Here is a 23,902-nt window from a genome sequence, read left to right as displayed (position 1 = left end):
CACCGCTAGGCCTCGGACGTGGCCTGAGTATGGCGGCCCACAGTGGCGCTGCTCAAGCGCAGGCGCCGGGTGAGAGCTGATATACTCGCCTCCGAGCCTTCATTCTTGATTGTCGTGGCCCCGCCCGGGGCCACCCGCCGGTGGGAGAGAGAGATGCAGAACGCGGTCATTCTGATCAACGTCGAAAAGGGCCGGATTCGCGGTGTCGCCGAACGTCTCGCCGATCTCGAAGGGATCAGCGAAGTCTATTCGACCTGCGGCCGCTACGATCTCATCGCCATCGCGCGCACGCCGGATTTCGAGTCCCTCGCGACCCTGGTCACCGAGCGTCTGATGAGCGTCGACGGCATCCGCGATACCGAAACGCTCAACGCCATGCAGGTGCACTCGCGCCACGACCTCGACGCCATGTTCTCGGTCGGCCTCTGAGCGCGGGGTGGGGCGCCGTCGATCCGCCGGAGCGCTGACGCGGCTCTGGCGCACCTCCAAGATCTCGATCGTCTTCGTCGTCGTCATCGGCGGGCTCTGGTACTACCACGAAAGCGGGGTACGCGATCAGCTCAGCTGGATGGGCGTGCCCGAATGGCAGTGGACCGATTGGCGCAGCTGGAACCGGGTGCTGCGCAATGACGGCTTCCTGCTCGGCTGGTCCGATCTACGTGCCGGCCCGCTGTGGGTGGGCTATTCGCTGACGCGGGTGGACAACCCGCACAGCCTGCCGCGGCCCGACCATTTCTCGCCCGACTGGCGCAGCCTGTGGCCGATCACCAGCAGCGATTACACCCGCAGCGGCTATGACCGCGGCCATATGGCCCCCAACTACGCCATGGCAGTGGCCCATGGGCGCAGCGCCCAGCTCGACAGCTTCCTGATGACCAACATCACGCCGCAGCGGCCGCACCTCAATCGGCAGCTGTGGCAGCGCCTGGAAGAGGCGGTGATGGACGACTTCGTGCCCCGCTTCGGTAGCGTCTGGGTGCTGACCGGGCCGGTCTACGACGACCAGTGGCTGCATCGGGTCGGCTTCTCGCAGATCCCGCAGGCGTTCTACAAGATCATCGTGGTGCCGGGGAACACGCCGCGGGCCATCGCCTTCCTGATGCCTCAGTCGGTCAGCGGCAAGGAGCCGCTGGACCGTTTCCTGGTGACCATCGACGAGATCGAGGCGCGTACCGGGCTCGACTTCTTTCCGCTGCTCAGCAAGCAGGTCCAGCAGCGCCTCGAAGGGCACGTCGATACCGCCGGCTGGGGGCTCGAGGCGGTCTCCCGGCGCCCCGGACGCTATCACTGAGCGGGGCGATTCGCTGCTCACCCTTCGTAGCTGAGCCAGCGTTGCCAACCGAACCGGCCAGCTCCGCCGCTTCGCATGATGTCGCTCTCTCGGGTCACGCCAGTCGCTGGTGCAGAAACGCCGCGGCCTGGTCGAGGACGCTGACGGCGGCGGAGACGGCGCCGGCCATCTCGATGAAGCCGTGGATCATGCGCGGCACTTCCATGTAGCTCACCGCCACGCCGGCCGCCTGCAGCTTGTCGCGATAGCGGCGCCCCTCGTCGAGCAGGGCGTCGAATTCGGCGGTCACGATCAGTGCCGGTGGCAGCGCCTGCAGATCGGTTGCCAGCAGCGGCGAGACGCGCAGATCGCGGGTGTCGAAGCCGCCGATGAAGGGCTCGGCCATGGCGCGCATCAACTCGGTGGTGAGCGGTGGCACCTGGCCGTTGCGCTGGCGTGACGGCAGGGCATCCGACTCGGGAGTGAGGTCGAGACCGGGGTAGAACAGCACCTGGGCGCGCAGCGCCACCGTGCTGTCACGCAGCTGCTGGCAGGCCATGGCGGCGAGGCCGCCGCCGGCGCTGTCGCCGGCCACCGCCAGGCGCGAGGCATCCAGGCCCAGCGACGCGGCGTTGGCGGCGATCCAGCGAATCGCGGCGAGCACATCCTCGGGCCCATCCGGCGCCGGGTGCTCCGGGGCCAGGCGGTAGTCCACCGCGATCAGGGCCTCGCCGGAGGCGTGGGCGAGGCGCCGGCAGATCTTGTCGTGGCTGTCGAGATCGCCAATGATCCAGCCGCCGCCGTGGAGATAGATCGTCGCGGCTGCCGGCGCCGCGTCCGTCGGACGCGGGCGGTAGAGCCGCAGTGGAATCGGGCCCAGCGGCCCCTCGGCGGCGAGATCGCGGACCTCGTGCATGGGCTTTGCCTCACCGCCGAGGTGATCGCCCAGCGTGCGGTAGACCTCGCGCATCTGGGTGATCGGCAGGGTCTCCAGCGGTGGCAGCGACTGCGCCGCCATCTCGCCCAGGACGGCCTGGACCTCGGGATCGAGACGGGAAAGAGCGAACGGTGCCGACATGGCGTTCTCCTCGGCAGATGAGTGTGGCGGCCACGCCCACCGGCGTGGCCGCTAGGTTTCGTAGACAGCCTAGTCAAGCGATCAGCATCAGGGCGTCCAGGGCGAGCACTCCTTGGCCCTCGGGGTAGACCATGACCGGGTTGAGGTCGATCTCGACCAGCCGCGGTTCGGCCTGCATCAGTGCGCCCAGCGCGGCCACCAGCTCGGCCAGGGCCGCCACGTCGCAGGCCGGCTTGCCGCGGTGGCCGTGGAGCAGCGCCGCCCCCTTGAGCTTATCCAGCTCGCGCCGCACCGCCGCCGGCGTCAGATCCGCCGGCAGCAGGCGCACGTCGCGCAGCACCTCGGCAGTGACGCCGCCGAAACCGACCAGCACCACCGGCCCCCACTGCGGGTCGTGGCGGGCGCCGACGATCATCTCGCAGCCGGCGGCGCCCATGCGCTCGACCAGTACGCCATCCAGTGGCGTGTCGGGTGCCAGGCGCGCCAGGTCCTGATGCAGCCGCTCCCAGGCCCGGGCCAGTTGCGTCTCGCCTTCGACCCCGAGTACGACCCCGCCGACGTCGCTCTTGTGGCTCAACGCCGCTGCCTGGGCCTTGAGGGCTACCGCGCCACCCAGGTCGGCGGCGATACGCTGGGCCTCGGCCAACGAGGTGGCCAGCTCGCCCGCGCCGAAGGGTACGCCGAGCGGCGCCAGCAGCTGTTTGGCGCGATACTCGGGGATCACGCCGCCCTGCTCGGGCAGCGCCAGGCCGTGGGACGCCGGCGGCATGCGCCCGCTGTCGCGGGTGGCTAGCGGATGCAGCCGGGCGATGGCGCGCAGCGCGCGCTCGTGGCTGGGGAAGTAGGGCACGCCCAACTCGCGCAGCTCGCTGACATAGTCCGCCGGGATCTCGGCGCCTTCGTCGAGGCCGGCACAGATGACGGGGAACTGCGGTTGCTTTTCGCGCACTGCCTGCAGCACCGGTGGCAGCTTGATCCGGCAGGTGACCGGGTCGGTCTGGATCAGGCCGACCAGCACCGTACCGAAACGGGTATCCGCGAACAGCGCCTCCAGCGTACGCCGGTAGAGCTGCGGGTCGACCAGGCCCTGGGCGGTGAGATCGAGCGGGTTGCTCACCTCGACGAACGGCGGTAGTGCCTCGCGCAGCGCCGGCGAGTCGGCACTGCCGATCGTCGGCAGGGGCAGCTCGAGCGCCTCGCACAGATCGAGGCAGAGCGCCTTGAACGCGCCGGACTCACCGACGATGGCGGTACCGGCCGAGGGGAGTGCCGGGCAGCGCAGGGCGATCTCGGCGATGTCGCCGAGCTCCTCCAGGGTCTCGGCCAGTACCACCCCTGCGCGCTCGACCAGGGTGCGCATCACCGCATGGTCCCCGGCCAGGGCGCCGGTGTGGGTAGCGGCGGCGGCGCGGGCCGCGCTACTCCTGCCCGGATGCAGCAGAATCAGGCGCTTGCCCTGGGCTTCGGCTCGCCGTGCCAGCGCCAGCAGGCGCTGCGGCTGGCGGAACTGCTCGGCGATCATCGCGATCACCGCGGTCTTCGGATCGTCGAGCAGGTAATCGAGATAATCCTCCAGATGGCTGGACGCCTCGTTGCCGGTGGAGATGGCGCAGGCGAGCGGTAGCCCGCGGCTCGCCAGGGTGGTGTTGAGTACCGTCATCATGGCGCCGCTCTGGGAGAGAATGCCGATCGCCGGCTGGCTGCGGTGACGCTCGGCCTCGGCGGCGCTGATCGCCACTTCGATGAAGGTCAGCGCCAAGCGCTGGCGGTAGTCGATGCCACCCAGGCAGTTGGGCCCCTGCACCAGCATGCCGGCATCAGCGGCGATGTGCGCGATCTCGCGCTGCTGGGCCAGCCCCGTCTCGCCGGCCTCGGCGAAGCCGGCGGAGAAGATCACCACCGCGCCGACCCGGCGGGCGGCGAGTTCGCGTACCGCGTCCACCACGCCGGCCTGGGGGATCGCCAGCAGTGCCACATCGACCCCCTCGGGCAGTGCGGCGATGCTCTCCAGGCACGGGCGGCCGGCGATCTCCGCACGTTTGGGGTTGATCAGGTGAATCTCGCCGGCATAGCCGTTGCGGGTCAGGTTGCCGAGCACCGCGGCACCGAGCGCCCCCGGGGTGGCCGAGGCGCCGACGATGGCAATGGCCCGCGGCGTCAGCAGACGGCGTACCGCGCCCTCGGGCAGGCGCCGGGACGCCTGCTGCGATGAGTCCGACATGATGTTGCCTCCTCTGGGTAGACCTCAGGCGTCGCGGGAGTGCGCGCGGTCGTAGGCGCCCAGGCCGGGCTTGTAGCGCTTCTCGTCGAGGAACTGGCGCAGCCCCTCGTGGCGTCCGCTGTCGTCATGGCTGTTGGCGGCCTCCTGGGCGCGCACCAGATAATCCTCGGCATTGTCGTAGGTCATCTCGCGGACCCGGCGCAGGGCATCTTTGGTCGCCTTGAGGGCGATCGGATTCTTCTCGAGCAGCAGTGCGGCAACCTCGGCGACCCGCGTCTGCAGCTGTGCTAGCGGCAGCGCCTCGTTGACCAGCCCCCACTCGGCGGCGGTGGCGCCGTCGATCGGCTCGCCGGTCATGGCGTGGTACATCGCGCGGCGGAACGAGAGCAGCTCCACCGCTACCTTGGAGGCGCCGCCGCCGGGCAGGATGCCCCAGTTGATCTCGGAGAGGCCGAACTTGGCCTCCTCGGCGGCGAACGCCAGATCGCAGGCGAACAGCGGGCCGTAGCCGCCACCGAAGCACCAGCCGTTGACCATGGCGATGGTCGGTTTTTCGTACCAGCGCAGGCGGCGCCACCAGCCGTAGCTTTCGCGCTGAGCCTGACGGGTGCCGGCGAGGCCGTGAGCCTCGGTATCGCGGAAGTACTGCTGCAGATCCATGCCGGCGGTCCAGGCGCTGCCTTCGCCGCTGAGCACCAGCACGCCAACCTCGGGATGGAACTCGAGGGCGTCGAGCACCTCCAGCATGCGGCGGTTGAGGGCCGGGCTCATGGCGTTGCGCTTCTCCGGGCGGTTGAACTTCACCCAGGCGACGCCGGAGTCGATGGTGTAGGTGACGTCTCTTTTCGCTGTGTGACGTTGACATGGCAAAACCTCGCGAGTCGGATAGTGAGCTGGACATGCGCCAGAAGGGCGCGACGGGGGCAGCGGAAAGGTGACGGGTGTAGTTCGGCCAGCGGCGCCGCGGCCGCGTTCAGAATGGGTAGCTCGGTGGCGTCTCCTTGAGCGTGACCCACTGCCAGTGGGTGTATTGCTCCCAGTCGGCGGGGCCGCCGACGCTAGTGCCGTTGCCCGAGCTGCCGGTGCCGCCGAAGGGGTTGACCACCTCGTCGGCGACGGTCTGGTCGTTGATGTGCAGAAGCCCGGTGTGGAGCTTGTCGCCCAGCGCCATGGCGCGTCCCACCGAGGCCGAGAGAATCCCCGGGAAAGGCCGTAGTCGGTTGAGTTGGCCAACGCTGCGGCCTCGTCGTCGTCGTCGAAGACGACCACGTGGCCACCGGGCCGAAGATCTCCTCGTCGAAGGCACGCATACCCGGGCGTACGTTGGAGAGCACGGTGGGCGGCGTAGAACAGCCCCTCGTGGGTGCCGCCGGCTTCGAGCACTGCACCGGCGGCGACGCTGTCATCGACGATCGCCTTGACGTGATCGAGCTGGCGCTGGTCGATGATCGGCCCCAGCGCCACCGTGTTCTTGGCCGGGTCGCCCACCGGCAGCTGGCGCGCTTTCTCGGCCAGACGCTCGGTCAGCGCCGCGGCCAGGCGGCGCTGGACCAGCACGCGGCCGTGGCCATGCAGATCTGGCCCTGGTGGAAGTAAGCGCCGAAGGCGATCGCCGACACCGCCTGGTCGAGGTCGGCGTCGTCGAGCACGATCAGTGAATTCTTGCCGCCCAGCTCCAGCGATACCTTCTTGAGATGGCGCCCCGCCAACTCGCCGATCCGGCGCCCGGCGGCGGTGGAGCCGGTGAAGGCGATCATCGGTACGCCCGGCGCCTCGACCAGCGCCTGGCCGGCCTCGGCATCCCCCGGCAGCACGTGCAAGAGCCCCTTGGGCAGGCCGGCGGCGCTCAAGACCTCGGCGATCACGAAACCGCCGGCGTAGGGCGTGCGCGGGTCGGGCTTGATCACCACCGCGTTGCCCACGGCCAGCGCCGGTGCCACCGAGCGTAGCGACAGCACCAGCGGGAAGTTGAACGGCGAGATCACGCCGACCACGCCGAGCGGCAGGCGACGTGCCAGGCTCAGGCGTCCGGGCTCGCTCGGCAGCACCTGACCGGTCGCCTGCAGCGGCATGGCGGCGGCGCGCTGCAGCAGCACGATCGCCTCGCGCACCTCGTGCTCGCCCTTGGGCAGGATCGCTCCTGTCTCGCGGGCGATCAGGCTGGCTATGGCGGGCGCCTGCGCTTCGAGCAGCGCGGCAGCGCGATGGAACACCGCGGCGCGTTCCCGGGGAGGGGTGGCGGCCCAGGCACGCTGGGCCTCCTTGGCCTGATCCACCGCGCGGATGACGGTGGCAGCATCGGCCTTGCCCACCGTATGCAGTGGCATGCCGGTGCCGGGTTCTATCACCTCGAGGGTAGCGGCTGCCTCGGTCCAGTCACCGTCGAACAGCTTGGCGTGCCAGCGCGTGGGGTCGGGAAATCGGGTCGGGGTATCGCTCATGAGGTCTCTCCAGGAGTATGAGGGATCACAGGGCGGTGGCCGCCAGGCCGCCGTCGATGGGTAGATTGGCGCCGTTGATCCAGCGCGCGGCGTCGGAGAGCAGGAACACGATCCCCTCGGCCACCTCGTCGGCGAACGCCGGGCGCTTCATCTTGCCGGCATCCGCAGCGACGCGTTCGGGGCCGAGCATGGTGACGAAATCGTCCAGGATGGGGGTGAATACCGGCCCTGGGGCGACGCAGTTGACGCGCACGTCGTGGCTTGAGAACCAGGGCTGCGCGCAGCGTGCACTCCACACGATCAGCGCCTCCTTGAAGTACTGATAGCAGCTTTCGCGGCGGGCACTGGATGCGCTGCCAGCCACTGCTCGCCGGCGGCGAAGTCGGGGGTGTCGGCGAGGGCGCGATGGACTGCCAGGCGCTCGGGCCAGGCGGCGCCGAGGATCGAGGCGACATTGACCACGCTGCCGCCGGTGAGCCGCGGCAGCAGCGCCTGGCTCAGATGGCGCAGACCCAGATAGTTGACCCTTGCCACCAGCGCCGGATCGGCGGTGCCGGGTACTCCGGCGATATGGCCAGCCCGTCGAGGCGTGCGGGCAGTGCCGCGACGAGTGCGTCTATCGCCTGCGGATCGCTCAGATCGGCCTGGTGAAAGGCGTCCAGGGTCATGTCGACCGGATGGCGGTCGACCCCGATCACCCGGGCGCCGTGAAGCGCGCCAGACGCGCCACTTCGTTACCGATACCCGAGGCGACGCCGGTGACCACCACTGTCTTGCCGTAGAGTTGCATGTCTCGACTCCTGCGCGATGGCGTGATCGCGTCTTAGAAACTGTGGACGAACTGCAGGTTGAGGCTGTTGCCGGCGGCGGTGTTCTCGACCTTCAGCGGAAAGTAGAGATTGACGTTGAGCAGGTTGTCGGCGTCGAAGCGATAGGAACCGCCCGGCCCCAGATAGAGCAGGGTCTGGCGGGAATCGGCCACGCGCTCGCCATTGGTGCGGTTGTCGCTCAACTGGCGCAGGTAGAAGCCGTTGATGCCCAGGCGTAGCTTGTCGTTGACGGCGTAGGAGCTGGCGAGGTTGACCCAGGCGGCATCCCCGGCTTGGCCGTTGTCGAACTCGAAGCCGGGGATGGTCGGCGGAGCCCCGGCGCGGTCGGTCTCGAAGTTATACAGATAGTTGAAGCGAGCGCTGATTTCCCACGCCGGGGTGGGCAGGACGGTGATCGCCCAGTTGGGAAGAATCGACCAGTAGCCATCGCCGGGGTTGAGAGCACGGTCACGATCGAACTTGCCCACCGGGGCGATCACGTCGAATTCGAAACGCTGTGAAAAGACCGGTCGCCCCTGACGCATGACCGGCGCCATCTGCAGATAGGGGCCAAAGGTGATGTCGCCCAGCCCGAAGCCGTTGTCGCGCAGGGTGACGGGGCTGTCGTCGGCGAAGGAGGCATGCAGATTGACCAGCGGCACCAGGGCGGTGAAGCCTAGCCATCCACCCCACAGACGGTAGGGCGAGGTATAGGCGAACTGGGTGATCAGCGCGGTGGAGTCGATCTGCGGATCACGGAAGGCGGGTGAGTCGTCGCCGCTGGCATCCTTGATCGCATCGAGGTGTGACAGGCGCGCATACTGAATGTAGGTCCAGCCCGGCCCGAGGCGGCCGAAGCCATCCATGAAGCTGGTGCCACCGGTGTTCATGCCGGCGCGTAGCTGCACTGTCTGCGGCATCGACTGGGCGTCGGCCTGCGGGATGAGTACCTGCGGGATGAGTACCAGCCCCGCGGCGAGAGTCAGCGCCAGGCCCAGCAGTGCCCGGACTGCACGGGTCAGGCCAGATGTTCGAGCCGCGCCAGCGCCGCCAGCAGCGCCTCCCCGTGCGTGGGTCCGAGGCTGTCCAGCAGCCGCGCTTCCATCTCGCTGACCGCGAGCTCGGTCTCGTCGAGTAACTGCTTGCCCGCGGTCGTCAAATGCAGGTGCTGCATGCGTCGATCCTGCTGGCCGCGAACCTGGCGCAGTAGTTCGCGCTTCATCAGCCGCGCCACCACGATGGCCAGATTGGGCGGCGAGACGTCCAGTACCTCGGCCAGCTGGCGCTGATTGACGCCCGGGTTGGCATCCACCAGTACCAGCAGCGAATAGTCCACCGGTTTGAGCTCGAAACGTGCCATGCACTCCAGGAACAAACGGCGTATGCGCAGCTCTGCGCGGGTGATGCGAAACCCGAGCAGACGCGTCAGGCGCGACTGGTCGAGCGTATCGGGGGAAGCTGGGGCGTCGGAAGTCATGCGCGCGGGATCGGGCCTGGCGTAGAGAGAGCGAGACAGTACCGGGCCCCGACCGAGTGCCCCGCCCGGCGTGCGGGAGCAGGGCGCGACACGGCGCAGAGCCCGAAGCGTTCACCCCATGATAGCGGTTGGTGGCTCGATAGGAGCGCAGAGCGGCAGTTTTTTGCCTTGTTGTTTTTGGCATGGTTGTCTCCGGCAAGGGCGCGGATGGAGGAGCCAGGCCGGTGAACAGCATCACTCGGCCAGATTCGCCGCCGGTGCGATCTTCATCCAGATGCACAGCAGCGACGTGCGAGGCGAGTATCCGCAAGAAATTAGTTATGATCCATAATCATTACGTCTAATAACCAGAAGGGTCGGCGGGAGCGCCGCGTGGACGTGTCGGCGATGCGTGAGATGCGTACAAAGCAGGGTGCGGTCAGCAGGGCGCGGGTCGCGAAGAGAAGGATGGAGGAACAGATAGACGAAGCGCGCAGGCAGGCCATGAGCCAATGCCCAAGAAGAGAGCGATGGAGCGGAAAGGGAAGGGATCGAGCGGTGAGAGCGTGCGAGTCAGAGGCGCGTGAGGAGAAAATGGATGCTCAAGGCGTCGTCGTCCAGAACGCCAGCGAAAGACGCAAAAACGCCTACGCCAAGCCTGATCCAGACAGTTCTCGGTCCAAGACTCACGGGACAATCTAGGGGAAATTGCAGCGAGGACAGGGGGTGTCCCGCAAAAACATCACATCGTGTGAAGCATGACAGCGTGGTGCCCAGGAGAGGACTTGAACCTCCACGTCCGTAAGGACACTAGCACCTGAAGCTAGCGCGTCTACCAATTCCGCCACCTGGGCTTGTCATGCTTGCTGCGCGGGATCGAGATTGGTGCCCGGAAGAGGACTTGAACCTCCACGTCCGTAAGGACACTAGCACCTGAAGCTAGCGCGTCTACCAATTCCGCCATCCGGGCTCGATCCTGGCCCTGTCTACCTCGATGATCGTCGCGTCGACGACCTCGATGGTGCCCAGAAGAGGACTTGAACCTCCACGTCCGTAAGGACACTAGCACCTGAAGCTAGCGCGTCTACCAATTCCGCCATCTGGGCCAAGGCGCGGTGTATATACCGACTCTGCGATCGAATGCAAGCCCTTGTCGACAAACCTTTCACGATCTCTTGCCGGTGCCTTTCAGCGGCGTAAACCGCTATCGCCAGGGGCTTTCTCGGGCTGCAATCACGGCGGGGGCTGGATGCCGTCGGCAGTTCCGCACGCTTGCAATGCCGCCGGTGGTTGGGTCGGAGAGGCGTGACCGCTATACTTGACGCATGACCCATAAAGTAAATAACGGCAATTGCCGCCCGCCGCGTGACTCCCACCCTGAAGCAAGGACGATGGCTGCATGACTCATTGGACGTTGGACGACGATCCGCACGCGGCTCGTGAAGCTGAAAAATATGACAATCCCGTACCCAGCCGCGAGTACCTGCTCGCCCGGCTCGAGGAGTACGGCAAGCCGATCACCCATGAGAACATGAGCGCAATGCTCGGGCTCGAGGACGACAACCAGCTGGAAGCGGTGCGTCGTCGTCTCGCCGCGATGGAGCGCGACGGCCAGATTCTGCGCGATCGCAAGGGTGCCTATGCGCTGATCGACAAGCTCGACCTGATCAAGGGGCGCGTCCAGGGCCACCGTGACGGCATGGGCTTTCTGATTCGCCATGATGGCCGCAAGCCCGACCTGGTGCTGCCGCCGCGTCAGATGCGCCGCGTGTTCGACGGTGACATGGTGCTGGCCCGGGTCAGTGGCCGCGACCGGCGCGGGCGTGACGAAGCCACCATCGTCGAGGTGCTGGCGCGCAACACCCAGACGCTGGTCGGTGTCTTCCGCCAGAATTCCCCTGAGTTCGCGGTGCTGATTCCCGAGAATTCGCGCATCAGCCAGGAAGTGATCATCCCGCACAGCGCTAGCCAGGGCGCCAAGGATGGGCAGATCGTCTCGGTCAATATCACCCGCCAGCCGGAGACCCGTCAGCAGCCGGTGGGCGAGGTGGTCGAGGTGCTCGGGGAGCGCATGGACCCGGGCCTCGAGATCGATATCGCCATCCGCACCCACGATATTCCGGCAGAGTTCCCGCCCGAGGTGGATCAGCAGATCGCCGGTATCCGCCGAGGTCCTGGAGGAGGACAAGCGCGCGCGCATCGATCTGCGCGATACGCCGCTGGTCACCATCGACGGCGAGGATGCCAAGGACTTCGACGACGCGGTGTGCGCGTGGAAGACCAAGTCCGGCAGCTGGAAGCTGATCGTCGCCATCGCCGACGTTTCCCACTATGTGCGCGGTGGCAGCGCGCTCGACAGCGAAGCCTACGTGCGTGGCAACTCGGTCTACTTCCCCGGGCAGGTGGTACCGATGCTGCCTGAGCTGCTCTCCAACGGCCTCTGCTCGCTCAACCCGCACGTCGATCGCCTGACCATGGTGTGCGAGATGAACATCTCGCAGAGCGGTAATATCAGCCGCTACAAGTTCTACGAGGCGGTGATCCGCTCCCACGCCCGCCTCACCTACACCGACGTCGGCACCATGCTGCACGAGGGCGACAGTGAGGCAGGGCAGGCGCTACGCGAGAGCTACCACGAGCTGGTGCCGTCGCTGGAGAACCTGCACGCGCTCTACAAGGTGCTGCGCCAGGCTCGTGAGGTACGCGGGGCGATCGACTTCGAGACCACCGAAACCCAGATCGTCTTCAACGACGAGCGCAAGATCGAGAAGATCGTGCCGCGGACGCGTAACGACGCTCATAAGCTGATCGAGGAGTGCATGCTGGCGGCCAACGTGGCCACCGCGCGCTTCCTCGACAAGCACGATCTGCCGGCGCTCTACCGCGTGCACCAGCCGCCGGCCAGCGAGCGGCTGGAAAACCTGCGGGTGTTCCTCGGCGAACTGGGTCTGACCCTTGGCGGCGGTGATGACCCGTCGCCCAAGGATTACCAGGCGCTGCGCGAGGTGATCAAGGATCGCCCCGATGCCGACATCATCCAGACCGTGATGCTGCGTTCGATGAGCCAGGCGGTCTATTCGCCGCACAACGAGGGGCACTTCGGTCTCGCCTATCAGGCTTATGCGCACTTCACCTCGCCGATCCGGCGCTACCCCGACCTGCTGGTGCATCGCGCCATCCGGTCGGTGATCCGCGGCCCGCGCCAGACGCAGACGGTGATGCGCGCCGAGGGCGCGCCGGTGGAGAAGCCGACCACCTGGTGCCCCTACACCTTCGAGCAGATGATGGAGCTGGGTGAGCACTGCTCGATGACCGAGCGGCGTGCCGATGACGCCACCCGCGACGTCACCGACTGGCTCAAGTGCGAGTTCCTCTCCGACAAGGTGGGCGAGACCTACGAGGGCACTATCGCTTCGGTGACCCAGTTCGGGATCTTCGTACGCCTCGATGACGTCTACGTCGAGGGGCTGGTGCATGTCACCTCGCTGCCCTCCGACTACTACCACTACGAGGCGGAGAAGCAACCCCTCAAGGGTGAGCGCAGCGGCGTCGCCTATCGTCTGGGCGATGGGCGTCACCGTGCGCGTGGCGCGGGTCGACCTCGACGATCGCAAGATCGATTTCGATCTCGCCGATGCCGCACCGCGCCACCGCAAGACGCCGCGCCGCGCAAGCCCGAGGGCGGCGCCAGCGAGGCATCTGCCGAACAGGGGGCGCGCAAGCGCAAGCAGCGCCCGGGCAAGCGTGAGCGCCAGGGCGGTGACGACAACAGCGGCGGCGGCCAGCGCCGCTCGCGCGGGCCGCGGCGCGGTAAGCGCTGATGGCCCGCGGTCCCCAGCGCGAACGGCCGCGCAAGTCGCGGCCGGCGCCGGAGCGCCCTCGCACCCCCGACGGTCTCGAGCCGGTCTATGGGGTGCACGCGGTCCGTGCGCTGTTCGCGCGTGAGCAGCCGCCGCGGGTGCTGTGGGTCCAGCAGGGGCATGCCGAGCAGCGTCTCGACGACCTGCTGGCCCAGGCGCATGCCGCCGGCTGCGAGCTGAAGCGGGTCACGCGCGAGGTACTCGATGCGCTGTCGGGGCCGGCGGCGCACCAGGGGTGGTCGTTCTGTCCGCCGCTGGTGGCCGAGAATGGACGCGCTGTGGTGGCGGCTGGAGCAGTGGCAGGGAGAGACGCCACCGCTGCTGCTGATCCTCGATGGCATCACCGATCCGCACAACCTCGGTGCCTGTCTGCGCAGTGCCGATGCCGCCGGCGTGCACGGAGTGATCGTGCCCAAGGACAAGTCGGCGCCGCTCAATGCCACGGTGCGCAAGGTCGCCTGCGGCGCGGCGGAGAGCGTGCCGGTGTTCCAGGTGACCAACCTGGCGCGCTGCCTGGAGAAGCTCAAGCAGCAGGGGGTGTGGATCACCGGCACCGCCGGCGAGGCCGACACGCTGCTGTTCGAGGCCGATTTCAGCGGCCCCTGCGCGTTGGTGATGGGCGCCGAGGGCAAGGGCATGCGGCGCCTCACCCGGGAGGCGTGCGATGCGCTGGTCAAGCTGCCGATGCAGGGGCAGGTGACCAGTCTCAACGTTTCCGTCGCCGCCGGTGTGTGTCTATTCGAGGTGGTACGCCAGCGCCACGCCGCCCGCGGCTGAGGCCGATTCCCGCTGCATCAGCGGGTCTCGGTAACGTACATCGCCGCTGTACCCTCTCTTCGATGTGCCATCTCCGGTCCGCTATCTTTGCCGACACCAGGGCAATCGGCGGTTGCGCATGGTCGCCTCGATCTCTACAATTACGCGGTTCTGTGGGCAGGCTCTGCTCGCAGAGCCGCGCTCGCGCGTTCCGGCAACGGAGCGGCGAGGCGTTCACAGGTCCGAATATCCGGCGCGTGGCGGGCTTGCGCGATCCGGAATCGACTCCTTGCTTCTCTCGCGGTGCGCGTGACCGCGATCACCCCGCAGAAGCTGCCAAACCGAAAGGAGCTAACATGCGTCACTACGAAATCGTGTTCATGGTCCACCCGGACCAGAGCGAGCAGGTTCCGGCCATGGTCGAGCGCTACACCAGCCTCGTCACCGAAAACGGCGGCACCGTGCATCGTCTCGAAGATTGGGGTCGTCGCCACCTGGCCTACCCGATCAACAAGATCCACAAGGCGCACTACGTGCTGATGAACGTCGAGTGCAGCGGCGAGACCCTCGACGAGATCGAGAACATCTTCCGCTTCAACGACGCCATCATCCGCAGCATGATCGTGCGCAACAAGGAAGCCGTCACCGAAGCATCGCCGATGATGAAGCCGGCCGACGACAAGGGCAGCCGTCGTCGTGACGACAAGTCCTCCGAGCGTGGCGACCGTGAGCGTTCCGAGCGTTCCGAAACCGCTACCGAAGACAACTGATCACTGCTCGAGGAGAGACTCACATGGCACGTTTTTTCCGTCGTCGTAAGTTCTGCCGCTTCACCCGCCGAAGGCGTGAAGTACATCGACTACAAAGACATCGATACGCTGAAAGCCTACGTCACCGAAACCGGCAAGATCGTTCCCAGCCGTATTACCGGTACCCAGGCGCGTTACCAGCGTCAGCTGTCTACCGCCATCAAGCGCGCGCGCTACCTGGCACTGCTGCCGTACTCCGACAGCCACCAGTAATCCGGCCCGGACAACCATAGCGAGGCGTCATGCTGGGACTGGCCCGTTGGATCATGCGCGGTACGCCGCAGGCGGTAGGGGTGGCAGCGCTGACGGCGCTGGTGCCCTGGCTGTTCTGGTTCAGCGCCGCGGTCGCCGGGCTGGTCACGCTGCGGCGCGGCCTTACCAGCGCCGCGCCGGTGCTGATTGCCGCCGCCATCCCCGCCGGCTGGTGGTGGATGGAGGGCGATTCGGTGCCGCTGGCGAGCATTCTGCTGGTGGCGCTGATGGCCACCGTGCTGCGTGCCCGGATGCGCTGGACCGATACGCTGCTCGCCGGCACCGCGGTCTGCATGGTGCTGGTCCATCTGGGCATCTTCGTGCCCGTCGGCGGTGCCGGCCCGCTGCTCGATGAGCTGCGACGCAGTTCGACCGAGGTCTCCAGCATGCTGGACCGGCTCTCGGCCCAGGGCGTGGACACCCAGCAGATGGCCGCGCTGGTCATCGGCGGGGTCACCGGTCTGGTGGTACTGATGGTGAGCATCGGGTGTCTGGCCCTGGCCCGTAGCTGGCAGGCGGGGCTATACAACCCCGGCGGTTTCCGCACGGAGTTTCACACCCTGAAGCTCTCGCGCGGGCAGCTGGCGCTGCTGCTCGGTGCCACCGCGCTGGGCATGCTGCTGGCGGTGCCTGCCGCCAGCCTGCTGGCCTGGGTGCCGCTGCTGGTGGCCGGCGTGGCGCTGGTTCATGGTTTGATCGGTTTGAAGGGAATGAGCGGGTTCTGGCTGGTCGGCTTCTATGCGCTGCTGCTGACTACCTGGCCCACGATTTTGATTGTACTGCTGTTGGCACTGGTGGATACCTTCGCGGATTTTCGCGGTCGCCTGACACGCAGTGATTGACGAGAGGTTCACGAGAATGGAAGTCATTCTGCTCGATAACATCGGCAAGCTTGGCGAACTGGGTGACAAGGTCACCGTCAAGCCCGGTTACGGCCGCAACTACCTGGTGCCCTACGGCCTCGCCGTGCCGGCCACCAAAGACAACGTCGCCGCGTTCGAATCCCAGCGTGCCGAGCTCGAAGCTCAGGCCGCCGCACGCAAGGCGGAAGCCGAAAGCCGTGCCGAACAGCTGTCCGAAATCGAACTGTCGCTGGTCGCCAAAGCGGGCGACGAAGGCAAGCTGTTCGGTTCCATCGGTCCGCGCGACCTGGCCGAAGCTCTGGTCCAGGCCGGTCTCGACGTCGCCAAGAGCGAAGTGCGCATCCGGAAGGTCCGATTCGCCAGACCGGCGAATACGACATCGCGCTGCAGCTGCACGCCGAAGTCGGTACCAGCGTTCGCGTCGTGGTGGTTGCCGAGTAATCGGTCTCCCCGCGCAGCGATGCTCAAGGCACGTGGGGCCCAGGCCCCACGTGCCTTTTTTCATGGGCGCACGTCTTTCATGGGCGCATGTCGTTCATGGAGACCTGTCGCGAATGGCCGGCACGGACGAGAAGCGTCGGCGGGCGTGGCGAGTCTCGGCACCGCCTGGGTAGAATGTGCGGCAAATCGTGTGGGGCAAATAATGTGCGGCAAATTCCGCCTGCGGATTGTCGAGGGTGATGGCCAGGCATGAACGAACGCGTCGATAACGATCAAGAGACGGCCAGGCTCAAGCTGCCGCCGCACTCGCTGGAGGCGGAGCAGTCGGTGCTGGGCGGTTTGATGCTCGACAACTCCAGCTGGGACACGGTCTCCGAGCGGCTGGTGGCGGACGACTTCTACCGTCAGGAGCACCGGCTCACCTACAACGCCATGGCGGAGCTGGCCGAGGCGACCCAGCCGCTCGACGTGGTCACGCTGTCGGAAGCGCTGGAGCGGCGCGATCAGCTCGAAAGCGTAGGCGGGCTGGCCTACCTGGCGGAGCTGGCGCGCAACACGCCCTCGGCGGGCAACATTCGCGCCTATGCCGATATCGTGCGCGAACGGGCCACGCTGCGTAAATTGATCCAGGCTTCGCGCCAGATTGCCGACAGCGCCTACTCTCCGGATGGGCGCGCCTCCGACGAGCTGGTCAACGAGGCCGAGCGGCTGGTGTTCCAGATCAGCGAGTCGCGGCCCAAGTTCGGCGGCCCCCAGGGCATGAGTCAGCTGTTGACCAAGGCGGTCGATCGCATCGACGAGCTGTTCAACATGAAGGGCCAGATGACCGGCATCTCGACTGGCTTCCGCGATCTCGACGAGATGACCTCGGGGCTGCAGCCGTCGGATCTGGTGATCATTGCCGGACGCCCCTCGATGGGTAAGACCACCTTTGCCATGAATCTGGTCGAGCATGCGGTGGTCGCTGGCGACAAGCCGGTGATCGTGTTCTCGATGGAGATGCCGGCAGAGTCGCTGATGCTGCGTATGCTGTCGTCGTTGGGGCGTATCGACCAGACCCGGGTGAGGACCGGCCAGCTCGAGGATGAGGACTGGCCGCGGCTGACCTCAGCGGTCAACCTGCTCAAGGACAAGCAGCTGTTCATCGACGATACCCCGGCGCTGTCGCCCAACGAGCTGCGCTCGCGGGTGCGGCGTATCGCCCGCGAGCACGGCAACATCGGGCTGGTGATGATCGACTACCTGCAGCTGATGCAGGTCCCGGGGCTGTCCGAGAACCGCACCGCGGAGATCTCCGAGATCTCGCGCTCGCTCAAGGGTGTGGCCAAGGAGTTCAACTGCCCGGTGGTGTCGCTGTCGCAGCTCAACCGCTCGCTCGAGCAGCGCCCCAACAAGCGCCCGGTGATGTCGGACCTGCGCGAGTCCGGCGCCATCGAGCAGGACGCCGACGTCATCGCCTTCGTCTACCGTGACGAGGTCTACAATAGCGATAACCCCGACAACAAGGGGCTGGCCGAGCTGATCATCGGCAAGCAGCGTAACGGCCCCATCGGTACCGTACATATGGCGTTTATCGGCAAGTACACCCGATTCGAGGACCTGGCCCCGGACAGCTATGGCCAGCATTACGAGTAACGCATCAAAGGTTTGAGGAGTCACACCTATGGCAGGCGGTTTTCAGCGCGGGCGACGCCAACGCGTCCCCAAGATCGAGGTTCGCGGGCAGCTGGAAAAGCTCGAACGCGAGGGACCGTTCAAGGAGTGGCTGGGCATGCCGGATCTCTATCGGCACTGGTTGACCGTGGATGGCGAGCTCTACAGCTACCAGACCGAAGACGCGGAGCTGCCGGTGGTGGTGGGTGATCGCGTGGTATTCCGTTACAAGGAAGCCAAGGCGGGGCGCTGGATCGACCGCAATTCCCTGGGCAAGGCGATCGATCCCTCCGCCTACCAGTAGGTATCGGTCCGGCGCTCGGCGGAGGCCGTGCCGGGTGTCGCGTGAACGGCGGCAGGGCCTGCTCATGGGCCTGCTGTCATCGCGCTGTCATAGGTCGCTGCCACGCTGAGCGGCATGAAGCCTGCCCCTGCTCCTGCCGCGCCCTCCGTTTGTGCCCTTCAGCGCCTGCTCGATGCGCGCGATCTGCGCATGCATTTCCAGCCCATCGTCAGCGTGCCGACCGCTCGCGTGCTGGGCTATGAAGCGCTGGCCCGCGGCCCCCGGGGGTCGCCCTACGCCTCGCCGTTACCGCTGTTCGGCGCCGCCCGCGAGGCCGGTCAGCTGGCGCCGCTGGAGCGGCTCTGCCGTGAGCGTGCCGTCGAGGGCTGGGTTGCCACCGAGCTCAGCGAGCTGCTGTTTCTCAATGTCACCCCCGAGGTGTTGATCGATCCGGCGCATATCAACGGCCAGACGATCGCGCTGCTCGCTGCCCACGGCCTGAGTCCGCAGCAGATCGTGATCGAGATCACCGAGCAGTCGCCCGGAATCGACCCCTATCTGATGGTGGAAGCGGCTCAGCACTATCAGGCGATGGGGTTCGCCATCGCCCTCGACGACCTCGGCGACGGCTACGCTGGGCTGCGCCTGTGGTCGCAGCTCAACCCCGATTACGTCAAGCTCGACCGCCACTTCGTCAGCGGCCTGGACCACGACCGGGTGAAGCGCCGCTTCGTGCGCTCGATCGTCGATATCGCCCATAGCCTGGGGAGCCGTGTGGTCGCTGAAGGAGTCGAGCGCGAGGGCGAGCTGCAGGCGCTGGTGGAGCTGGGTACCGACTTCTACCAGGGCTGGCTCTTCGCGCGGCCTAGCCCGACGCCGCAGGATAAGCGCGCCGAGTTGGAAGCGAAGCTGATGGCGCTGGCGACGGCGCGGCGCCAGAGTGCCGCGGTGACCGAGATCCGTCGCCTCAGCGTGGCGCTGCCGACACTGGCCGCCGGGACGAGCGTGGCCGAGGCGGCAGAGTGTTTCAGTCGCCTGCCCAACGCCAACGCGCTGGCGGTGATCGACAAGCGCCATCAGCCGCTCGGACTGCTCGGGCGTCAGCAGCTGATGGCGCTGCTGGGCAAGCGCTACGGCTTCGATCTCCATGGCCGCCAGCCGGTCGAAACGGTGATGCAGCGGCGCGCGCTCTGTGTGGAGGCGGGTGAGCCCCTGGAGCAGGTCTCGCGCAAGGTCACCGGCCGCGACGAATCGATGCGTGACGAGGATTTCATCATCACCGATGCCGGCCGTTATCTAGGCATCGGGCATGTCATCAATCTGCTGCAGCTGTTCACCGAGCAGCAGGTGCAGCTGGCGCGTCAGGCCAATCCGCTGACGCAGCTGCCGGGCAATCGGCCGATCCGTGCCGCCCTCGAGCACTATCAGCGCCAGAACACTCCCTTCGTCGCCTGCTATCTCGATCTCGATCACTTCAAGCCGTTCAACGACCGCTTCGGCTATGCCTTAGGCGATCAGATGATCCTGACCCTGGCGCGAGTACTGAGCGAAGCCGTGGGGCGTGAGGACTTTCTCGGCCATCTCGGCGGTGACGACTTCATTATGCTGCTCGACGACTCCGCCGATCTGCACCGGCGCCTGGCCGCGCTGCAGCGTCATTTCGCCGCCGAAAGCCTCGAGCTGTTGCCGGAGGCCGAGCGCCGCGCTGGCGGTTTCGAGGCCAAGGATCGCTTCGACCAGCTGCGCTTCTTCCCCCACACGCGGCTGTCGATCACCGCACTGCGGGTGCCTGTGGATGCCCGCATCGACAGCTTCGGCGACCTCTGGAGCCGCTTCAAGAGCGCGGCCAAGCGGGCACCCCACGGGCGCGTGGTGGTCAGCCTGCGCGGCGAGCAGCGCTACCTGCAGCGATGATCCGGGGGTGGTGTTTCTAGAGCCATTTCCAAGCCCTCTGCCGCCGGATAGGCTCACGTCGTCTGCGGTTGTGAAAGGCGGCGTTCTTATGCTGCAAATGTCGCCGCTGACATATAGTCTTAACAAGAATCCGACCTAATGGTCAGGATGCGCGAGGCCAGCCAGGCCGCGCCAGTCGGGTGTCCAGCAGGGATGGCTGGACGCCGTATTCGCACATGCAACCCGAACAGGAGGGAACCATGGACCTCAAGGAGCTCACACGCTTTTCCCGCGATCACGACAACTTCGAGATTCGCGTCATCGCCCACGCCGGCAGCCGCTACTACCAGGTGATGGTGGAGCCGGAAGATGGCTCGACCCAGGTACTGACACGGCGCGGCAAGCCGATGTTGTTCCGCGCGCTCGACGATGTCTACGGGGAACTCAAGCAGGCCGGTATCCACCGTGCCTACCTCGTCCAGCAGGTCGCCAACGACGAGATCGTCGGCCACGAGCCGCACTATCACGACCCGCTGCTGTCACGTATGCCGCTGGTCTTCTGAGCGCTTACTCGCGCCATCCCCTGCGCTGAATCCGCGCCTCGATCCCAACCAACCGACGCTTCATCCACACACCGCGGCAAGTCGACGAGGACTTGCCCGATAGCGGTGGCGTGCGCGCGTGTCAGTGGCGCCGATAACCCTCGGCATGCTCGCCGCGGCCATACGGCGGCTCGGTATCCAGGCGGTCGAGGAAAGCGTTCGCCTGCGTCAGGATCGCCTCGCGGCGCGACTGCGCCATCTTGTCCCAGCTGCCATAGATCAGCTTCATGCGTTGATTGCCCTTGAGCCGCTCGCGATGGCGCTCCAGAAAGTGCCAGTAGAGGCTGTTGAACGGGCAGGCGTCGTCGCCGGTCACCTGCTTGACGTCGTAGCGGCAGTGACGGCAGTGATCCGACATGCGGTCGATATACTTCCCCGAGGCGCAGTAGGGCTTGGAGCCGAGATAGCCGCCGTCGGCATAGAGGGTCATGCCGAGGGTGTTGGGCAGCTCGACCCACTCGAAGGCGTCGGCGTAGACCGCCAGGTACCAGTCGCACAGGGCGGCGGGGGAGACACCGCACAGCAGGGCGAAGTTGCCAGTGACCATCAGCCGCTGGATATGGTGCGCATAGGCGTTGTCGCGGGTCATCTCGATCGCCCGCTGCAGGCAGCGCAGATCGGTGTCGCCGTGCCAGTAGAAGGCCGGCAGGCCACGGCGAGCGTTGAGCCGGTTCTCCTGCTTGTAGCCGGGCATGCGCTGCCAGTAGATGCCGCGCACGTACTCGCGCCAGCCGAGGATCTGACGAATGAAGCCCTCGGCGGCGTTGATCGGCGCGCGCCCTGCCTGCCACGCCGTCTCCACCGCCTCGCACACCTCCTGCGGTGAGAGCAGGCCGATGTTCATCGCTGCGGCGAGACGCGAGTGGTAGAGCAGCGGCTCGCGGTCGCTGATGGCGTCCTGGTAGGTGCCGAAATCGACCAGCGCATGCGCGATGAAGTGGCGCAGGTCACCCAGCGCCTGGCGTCGGGTCACCGCCCAGTTGAAGCCGTCGAGAGTGCCGAAATGCTCACCGAAGTGCGTCGTGACCAGCTCGGCCACCGCTTGAGTGGTGCGTCCATGCGGTGACGCGGTGGGGTGGGGAAGTCGAGACCCTGGTCGATCGGCGCGCGGTTGTCGTGATCGAAGTTCCACTGGCCGCCGGCCGGCTCACCTTCGCACATCAGCAGCCCGGTCTGCTTGCGCATGTGACGATAGAAATCTTCCATGCGACAGCGCTTGCGTCCCGCCATCCACTCGCCGAAGGCATCGATCGAACAGTAGAAGCGGTTGTCCGGGTAGAGCCGCCAGCGGGTGCCGCGGCGCTGGATGCGTTCGAACAGCCGCCACTCGCCGGGATGGGTGACGCGGATCTCGTCGCAGGCATAAGCCTCGGCCAGGCGCTCCGCCTCTTCGAGCAGGTCGTGGCGATTGTCGTCGTCGTCGAGCGCGCTGTAGTGCACCTGATACCCTTTGTCGCGCAGGGTGTCGGCGAAGTGGCGCATCGCCGATAATAGCATCACGATTTTCTGCGGGTGGTGCGGCACGTACTGGCCTTCGGCGCTGACCTCGCTCAGGGCGATGAGGGCATCGTCCGGCGCCTCGGTGAGGACGTCGAGCGTCTCGCTTAGCTGGTCACCGAGTATCAGGATCAGGGGGCGCGACATGATCTTATCCATGACTTATACACATGGTATTCATCGTATAAGTTAATCGCGGTTAAGCAAGGCGGGAGTGGTAGACTGTCGCCAAGTGATGGTATCGGCAGACAAGGAGAGGATATGGCGGCCCGTTACGGAGTCATGCTGGTCAATCTGGGAACGCCAGCGGCGCCCACGGCCAGGCGGTGAGAGAGTATCTGGCGGAGTTTCTGGGCGACCCACGGGTGATCGATGCGCCGCGCTGGCTGTGGTGGCCGATTCTGCATGGGGTGATTCTGCGTATTCGCCCGCCCAAGGTGGCCAAGGCCTACGCCTCGGTCTGGCAGGAGGAGGGCTCGCCGCTGCTGGCGATCGGGCGGCGCCAGCAGCGCGCGCTAAGCGGCAGCGCTGGCCGAGCGCACCGGCGAGGCGATTCCGGTGGAGCTGGCGATGACCTACGGCCAGCCGAGCATGGAGCAGGCCGGGTTGGCGCTGCGCGATGCCGGGGTCGACAAGATTCTGGTCTTGCCGCTCTATCCGCAGTTCTCGCGAACCACCACCGGCGCCGTGTTCCAGCGCCTGGCCAAGGCGCTGGCACCCTGCCCGCACCTGCCGCAGCTGCGCTTCGTCAACCACTACCACGACCACCCGGACTATATCGCCGCACTCGCCGCCAGCGTGCGCGAGCACTGGGAGGCCCAGGGCGACCGCGGGCGCCTGCTGATGTCCTACCATGGGATTCCCAAGCGCTATGTCGACAACGGCGATCCCTACGGACGCCACTGCCAGCGCACCAGCGCGCTGCTCGCCGAGGCGCTCGACCTGGCGGAGGGTAGCTGGTTCCAGAGCTATCAGTCGCGCTTCGGCCGCGAGGAGTGGCTCAAGCCTTACACTGACGAGACGCTCAAGCAGTGGGGCGCTGACAAGACCGAGTGTGTCGACGTGATCAGCCCGGCGTTCGCCGCCGACTGTCTCGAGACGCTGGAAGAGATCGACGCCGAGAACCGCGAGTACTTCCAGGAGGCCGGGGGCGGGCGCTATCGCTATATCCCTGCGCTCAACGACCGCCCCGAGCACATCCATCTGCTCAGCCAACTGGTGGCGGAGAATACCGCGGGCTGGTAAGCCCGCGCGGCAGCCAGGTGGCCATCGACGGCGCGCACCAGCGCGCCGTTCTTGTGTCAGGGCAGCGGCGAGTTGCCCTGGGGCGCTTCTTCCACCGTGTGCTTGGGCCGGTCGCTCTCCAGCTCCTGCGGATTGCCGCGGGTCCGCGGGTCCGGCTTGAGCTTGTGATGCAGCGCACTCTTGGCCAGCATGTGCGCCGATACCGGCGCGGTGATGAAGGCGAAGATGGTGATCAGCAGTTCCTGGATCACCGGGCCGTTCTCCTGGCTGAAGAAGATCAGCGACCCGATCAGGGTACAGCCCACCCCCAGCGTGGTGGTCTTCGATGGCCCGTGCAGGCGCATGTAAAAGTCCTTGAGGTGGGTCAGACCCAGCGAGCCGATGAAGGCGAAGATCCCGCCGGCGATCAGCATGAAGGCGATCGCTCCCTCGAGCAGCATGTCCAGCATGGTTGGCTCTCCTATATTCGATGG

23 protein-coding genes, 3 tRNA genes and 5 pseudogenes are annotated in these 23,902 nt (G+C 66.6%); 15 read left to right on the top strand and 16 right to left on the bottom strand.

Features of this window, described 5'->3' with window-relative positions:
- Window positions 1-153 precede the first annotated feature (153 nt).
- Both CN538_RS03375 and CN538_RS03370 read left to right on the top strand, forming a co-directional pair.
- Window positions 154-429, top strand: a complete 276-nt coding sequence (locus tag CN538_RS03375; RefSeq protein WP_106418561.1) for an Lrp/AsnC family transcriptional regulator — start codon at window positions 154-156, stop codon at window positions 427-429.
- 7 nt (window positions 430-436) lie between these two features.
- The gene (locus CN538_RS03370; RefSeq protein ID WP_242495535.1) at window positions 437-1,291 is read left to right on the top strand and encodes a DNA/RNA non-specific endonuclease; all 855 of its coding nucleotides are present in this window, start codon (window positions 437-439) and stop codon (window positions 1,289-1,291) included.
- Between the two features lie 94 nt (window positions 1,292-1,385).
- On the opposite strand, the gene CN538_RS03365 is transcribed toward CN538_RS03370, so the two are convergent.
- The 4 genes from CN538_RS03365 to CN538_RS21850 form a co-directional block, all read right to left on the bottom strand.
- Window positions 1,386-2,348, bottom strand: a complete 963-nt coding sequence (locus tag CN538_RS03365; RefSeq protein WP_106418560.1) for an alpha/beta hydrolase — start codon at window positions 2,346-2,348, stop codon at window positions 1,386-1,388.
- 73 nt (window positions 2,349-2,421) lie between these two features.
- On the bottom strand, window positions 2,422-4,569 hold the full coding sequence (locus tag CN538_RS03360; RefSeq protein ID WP_106418559.1) for an acetate--CoA ligase family protein: 2,148 nt from the start codon (window positions 4,567-4,569) through the stop codon (window positions 2,422-2,424).
- A gap of 24 nt (window positions 4,570-4,593) precedes the next feature.
- Window positions 4,594-5,439 carry a p-hydroxycinnamoyl CoA hydratase/lyase gene (locus CN538_RS03355; RefSeq protein WP_106418558.1) on the bottom strand — a complete coding sequence of 282 codons (846 nt, stop codon included), beginning with the start codon at window positions 5,437-5,439 and terminating at the stop codon, window positions 4,594-4,596.
- A 188-nt stretch (window positions 5,440-5,627) separates the two neighbouring features.
- On the bottom strand, window positions 5,628-5,903 hold the full coding sequence (locus CN538_RS21850; RefSeq protein ID WP_242495747.1) for a hypothetical protein: 276 nt from the start codon (window positions 5,901-5,903) through the stop codon (window positions 5,628-5,630).
- Between CN538_RS21850 and CN538_RS21845 the strand changes: the two genes are divergently transcribed.
- Window positions 5,839-6,165 (top strand): hypothetical protein, encoded by a 327-nt coding sequence (locus CN538_RS21845; protein WP_242495849.1) that lies wholly within the window; start codon window positions 5,839-5,841, stop codon window positions 6,163-6,165. The two genes, CN538_RS21850 and CN538_RS21845, sit on opposite strands and share 65 nt — an antisense overlap.
- On the opposite strand, the gene CN538_RS21840 is transcribed toward CN538_RS21845, so the two are convergent.
- From CN538_RS21840 to CN538_RS03320, 9 genes are all read right to left on the bottom strand, one after another.
- A complete protein-coding gene (locus CN538_RS21840) occupies window positions 6,093-7,010 on the bottom strand; it encodes an aldehyde dehydrogenase family protein (RefSeq protein ID WP_242495533.1) in 918 nt (305 codons plus the stop codon). The two genes, CN538_RS21845 and CN538_RS21840, sit on opposite strands and share 73 nt — an antisense overlap.
- A 25-nt stretch (window positions 7,011-7,035) precedes the next feature.
- The gene (locus CN538_RS21835; protein ID WP_242495532.1) at window positions 7,036-7,308 is read right to left on the bottom strand and encodes an SDR family oxidoreductase; all 273 of its coding nucleotides are present in this window, start codon (window positions 7,306-7,308) and stop codon (window positions 7,036-7,038) included.
- Between the two features lie 2 nt (window positions 7,309-7,310).
- Window positions 7,311-7,544 carry a Rossmann-fold NAD(P)-binding domain-containing protein gene (locus CN538_RS21830; protein ID WP_242495531.1) on the bottom strand — a complete coding sequence of 78 codons (234 nt, stop codon included), beginning with the start codon at window positions 7,542-7,544 and terminating at the stop codon, window positions 7,311-7,313.
- On the bottom strand, window positions 7,508-7,708 hold the full coding sequence (locus CN538_RS21825; RefSeq protein ID WP_242495530.1) for a hypothetical protein: 201 nt from the start codon (window positions 7,706-7,708) through the stop codon (window positions 7,508-7,510). The genes CN538_RS21830 and CN538_RS21825 overlap by 37 nt, the downstream gene beginning before the upstream one ends.
- A gap of 125 nt (window positions 7,709-7,833) precedes the next feature.
- Complete coding sequence (locus CN538_RS03340) at window positions 7,834-8,739, bottom strand: SphA family protein (RefSeq protein ID WP_106418557.1); 906 nt, start codon at window positions 8,737-8,739, stop codon at window positions 7,834-7,836.
- 98 nt (window positions 8,740-8,837) lie between these two features.
- Window positions 8,838-9,296, bottom strand: coding sequence for a MarR family winged helix-turn-helix transcriptional regulator (locus CN538_RS03335; protein WP_106418556.1), 459 nt, complete (start codon window positions 9,294-9,296; stop codon window positions 8,838-8,840).
- Window positions 9,297-10,042: 746 nt separating this feature from the next.
- Window positions 10,043-10,129, bottom strand: a tRNA-Leu gene (locus tag CN538_RS03330).
- A 29-nt stretch (window positions 10,130-10,158) separates the two neighbouring features.
- Window positions 10,159-10,245: transfer RNA gene (locus CN538_RS03325), tRNA-Leu, on the bottom strand.
- A gap of 49 nt (window positions 10,246-10,294) precedes the next feature.
- Window positions 10,295-10,381, bottom strand: a tRNA-Leu gene (locus CN538_RS03320).
- Window positions 10,382-10,674: 293 nt separating this feature from the next.
- Between CN538_RS03320 and rnr the strand changes: the two are divergent.
- The 10 genes and pseudogenes from rnr to CN538_RS03265 all read left to right on the top strand — a co-directional run bounded on the left by rnr (window position 10,675) and on the right by CN538_RS03265 (window position 20,648).
- Window positions 10,675-13,096, top strand: a pseudogene (rnr, locus tag CN538_RS03315) (ribonuclease R).
- Window positions 13,096-13,912 (top strand): annotated as a pseudogene (gene rlmB, locus CN538_RS20710) (23S rRNA (guanosine(2251)-2'-O)-methyltransferase RlmB). Before rnr ends, rlmB begins: the two co-directional pseudogenes overlap by 1 nt.
- Before the next feature lie 335 nt (window positions 13,913-14,247).
- Entirely contained in the window at window positions 14,248-14,661 is a 414-nt protein-coding gene (gene rpsF, locus CN538_RS03300; protein WP_035472388.1) for a 30S ribosomal protein S6, read from the top strand.
- A 23-nt stretch (window positions 14,662-14,684) separates the two neighbouring features.
- A pseudogene (rpsR, locus tag CN538_RS03295) lies at window positions 14,685-14,913 on the top strand (30S ribosomal protein S18).
- A gap of 29 nt (window positions 14,914-14,942) precedes the next feature.
- The gene (locus CN538_RS03290; RefSeq protein WP_106418554.1) at window positions 14,943-15,794 is read left to right on the top strand and encodes a hypothetical protein; all 852 of its coding nucleotides are present in this window, start codon (window positions 14,943-14,945) and stop codon (window positions 15,792-15,794) included.
- Window positions 15,795-15,810: 16 nt separating this feature from the next.
- Window positions 15,811-16,256, top strand: a pseudogene (rplI, locus tag CN538_RS03285) (50S ribosomal protein L9).
- 249 nt (window positions 16,257-16,505) lie between these two features.
- Window positions 16,506-17,891, top strand: a complete 1,386-nt coding sequence (gene dnaB, locus CN538_RS03280) for a replicative DNA helicase (protein ID WP_106418553.1) — start codon at window positions 16,506-16,508, stop codon at window positions 17,889-17,891.
- 28 nt (window positions 17,892-17,919) lie between these two features.
- Window positions 17,920-18,213 carry a hypothetical protein gene (locus CN538_RS03275; RefSeq protein ID WP_035472372.1) on the top strand — a complete coding sequence of 98 codons (294 nt, stop codon included), beginning with the start codon at window positions 17,920-17,922 and terminating at the stop codon, window positions 18,211-18,213.
- A gap of 114 nt (window positions 18,214-18,327) precedes the next feature.
- Window positions 18,328-20,106 (top strand): bifunctional diguanylate cyclase/phosphodiesterase, encoded by a 1,779-nt coding sequence (locus tag CN538_RS03270; RefSeq protein WP_106418552.1) that lies wholly within the window; start codon window positions 18,328-18,330, stop codon window positions 20,104-20,106.
- A 239-nt stretch (window positions 20,107-20,345) separates the two neighbouring features.
- Window positions 20,346-20,648, top strand: a complete 303-nt coding sequence (locus tag CN538_RS03265) for a DUF6482 family protein (protein WP_035472366.1) — start codon at window positions 20,346-20,348, stop codon at window positions 20,646-20,648.
- A 121-nt stretch (window positions 20,649-20,769) separates the two neighbouring features.
- Here the strand turns inward: CN538_RS03265 and CN538_RS24895 are convergent, their stop codons facing one another.
- On the bottom strand, window positions 20,770-21,726 hold the full coding sequence (locus CN538_RS24895) for a cryptochrome/photolyase family protein (protein ID WP_340638247.1): 957 nt from the start codon (window positions 21,724-21,726) through the stop codon (window positions 20,770-20,772).
- Window positions 21,657-22,331 (bottom strand): cryptochrome/photolyase family protein, encoded by a 675-nt coding sequence (locus CN538_RS24890; RefSeq protein ID WP_340638246.1) that lies wholly within the window; start codon window positions 22,329-22,331, stop codon window positions 21,657-21,659. Before CN538_RS24890 ends, CN538_RS24895 begins: the two co-directional genes overlap by 70 nt.
- A 179-nt stretch (window positions 22,332-22,510) precedes the next feature.
- Here CN538_RS24890 and CN538_RS25910 point away from each other — a divergent pair.
- Window positions 22,511-22,654, top strand: a pseudogene (locus tag CN538_RS25910) (ferrochelatase); the annotation flags it as partial.
- A gap of 58 nt (window positions 22,655-22,712) precedes the next feature.
- Window positions 22,713-23,429 carry a ferrochelatase gene (gene hemH, locus CN538_RS03255; RefSeq protein WP_422917568.1) on the top strand — a complete coding sequence of 239 codons (717 nt, stop codon included), beginning with the start codon at window positions 22,713-22,715 and terminating at the stop codon, window positions 23,427-23,429.
- Window positions 23,430-23,485: 56 nt separating this feature from the next.
- Here hemH and CN538_RS03250 read toward each other — a convergent pair whose 3' ends face one another.
- Window positions 23,486-23,878, bottom strand: a complete 393-nt coding sequence (locus CN538_RS03250; protein WP_207233612.1) for a Na+/H+ antiporter subunit G — start codon at window positions 23,876-23,878, stop codon at window positions 23,486-23,488.
- Between the last annotated feature and the right edge of the window lie 24 nt (window positions 23,879-23,902).

Origin of the sequence: Salinicola tamaricis, assembly GCF_003006155.1 — a bacterium.
Taxonomy (GTDB): domain Bacteria; phylum Pseudomonadota; class Gammaproteobacteria; order Pseudomonadales; family Halomonadaceae; genus Salinicola; species Salinicola tamaricis.
Note: the sequence above shows the minus strand (reverse complement) of the source record. Positions and strands in the feature narration are given on the sequence as shown.

Bases quoted from the DNA above. Each gene is read 5' to 3' on its own strand.
- CN538_RS03375 (WP_106418561.1), top strand. From the start codon at position 154: ATGCAGAACGCGGTCATTCTGATCAACGTCGAAAAGGGCCGGATTCGC.
- CN538_RS03365 (WP_106418560.1), bottom strand. From the start codon at position 2,348: ATGTCGGCACCGTTCGCTCTTTCCCGTCTCGATCCCGAGGTCCAGGCC.
- CN538_RS03360 (WP_106418559.1), bottom strand. From the start codon at position 4,569: ATGTCGGACTCATCGCAGCAGGCGTCCCGGCGCCTGCCCGAGGGCGCG.
- CN538_RS21840 (WP_242495533.1), bottom strand. From the start codon at position 7,010: ATGAGCGATACCCCGACCCGATTTCCCGACCCCACGCGCTGGCACGCC.
- CN538_RS03340 (WP_106418557.1), bottom strand. From the start codon at position 8,739: ATGCCGCAGACAGTGCAGCTACGCGCCGGCATGAACACCGGTGGCACC.
- CN538_RS03335 (WP_106418556.1), bottom strand. From the start codon at position 9,296: ATGACTTCCGACGCCCCAGCTTCCCCCGATACGCTCGACCAGTCGCGC.
- rpsF (WP_035472388.1), top strand. From the start codon at position 14,248: ATGCGTCACTACGAAATCGTGTTCATGGTCCACCCGGACCAGAGCGAG.
- CN538_RS03290 (WP_106418554.1), top strand. From the start codon at position 14,943: ATGCTGGGACTGGCCCGTTGGATCATGCGCGGTACGCCGCAGGCGGTA.
- dnaB (WP_106418553.1), top strand. From the start codon at position 16,506: ATGAACGAACGCGTCGATAACGATCAAGAGACGGCCAGGCTCAAGCTG.
- CN538_RS03275 (WP_035472372.1), top strand. From the start codon at position 17,920: ATGGCAGGCGGTTTTCAGCGCGGGCGACGCCAACGCGTCCCCAAGATC.
- CN538_RS03270 (WP_106418552.1), top strand. From the start codon at position 18,328: ATGAAGCCTGCCCCTGCTCCTGCCGCGCCCTCCGTTTGTGCCCTTCAG.
- CN538_RS03265 (WP_035472366.1), top strand. From the start codon at position 20,346: ATGGACCTCAAGGAGCTCACACGCTTTTCCCGCGATCACGACAACTTC.
- CN538_RS24890 (WP_340638246.1), bottom strand. From the start codon at position 22,331: ATGTCGCGCCCCCTGATCCTGATACTCGGTGACCAGCTAAGCGAGACG.
- CN538_RS03250 (WP_207233612.1), bottom strand. From the start codon at position 23,878: ATGCTGGACATGCTGCTCGAGGGAGCGATCGCCTTCATGCTGATCGCC.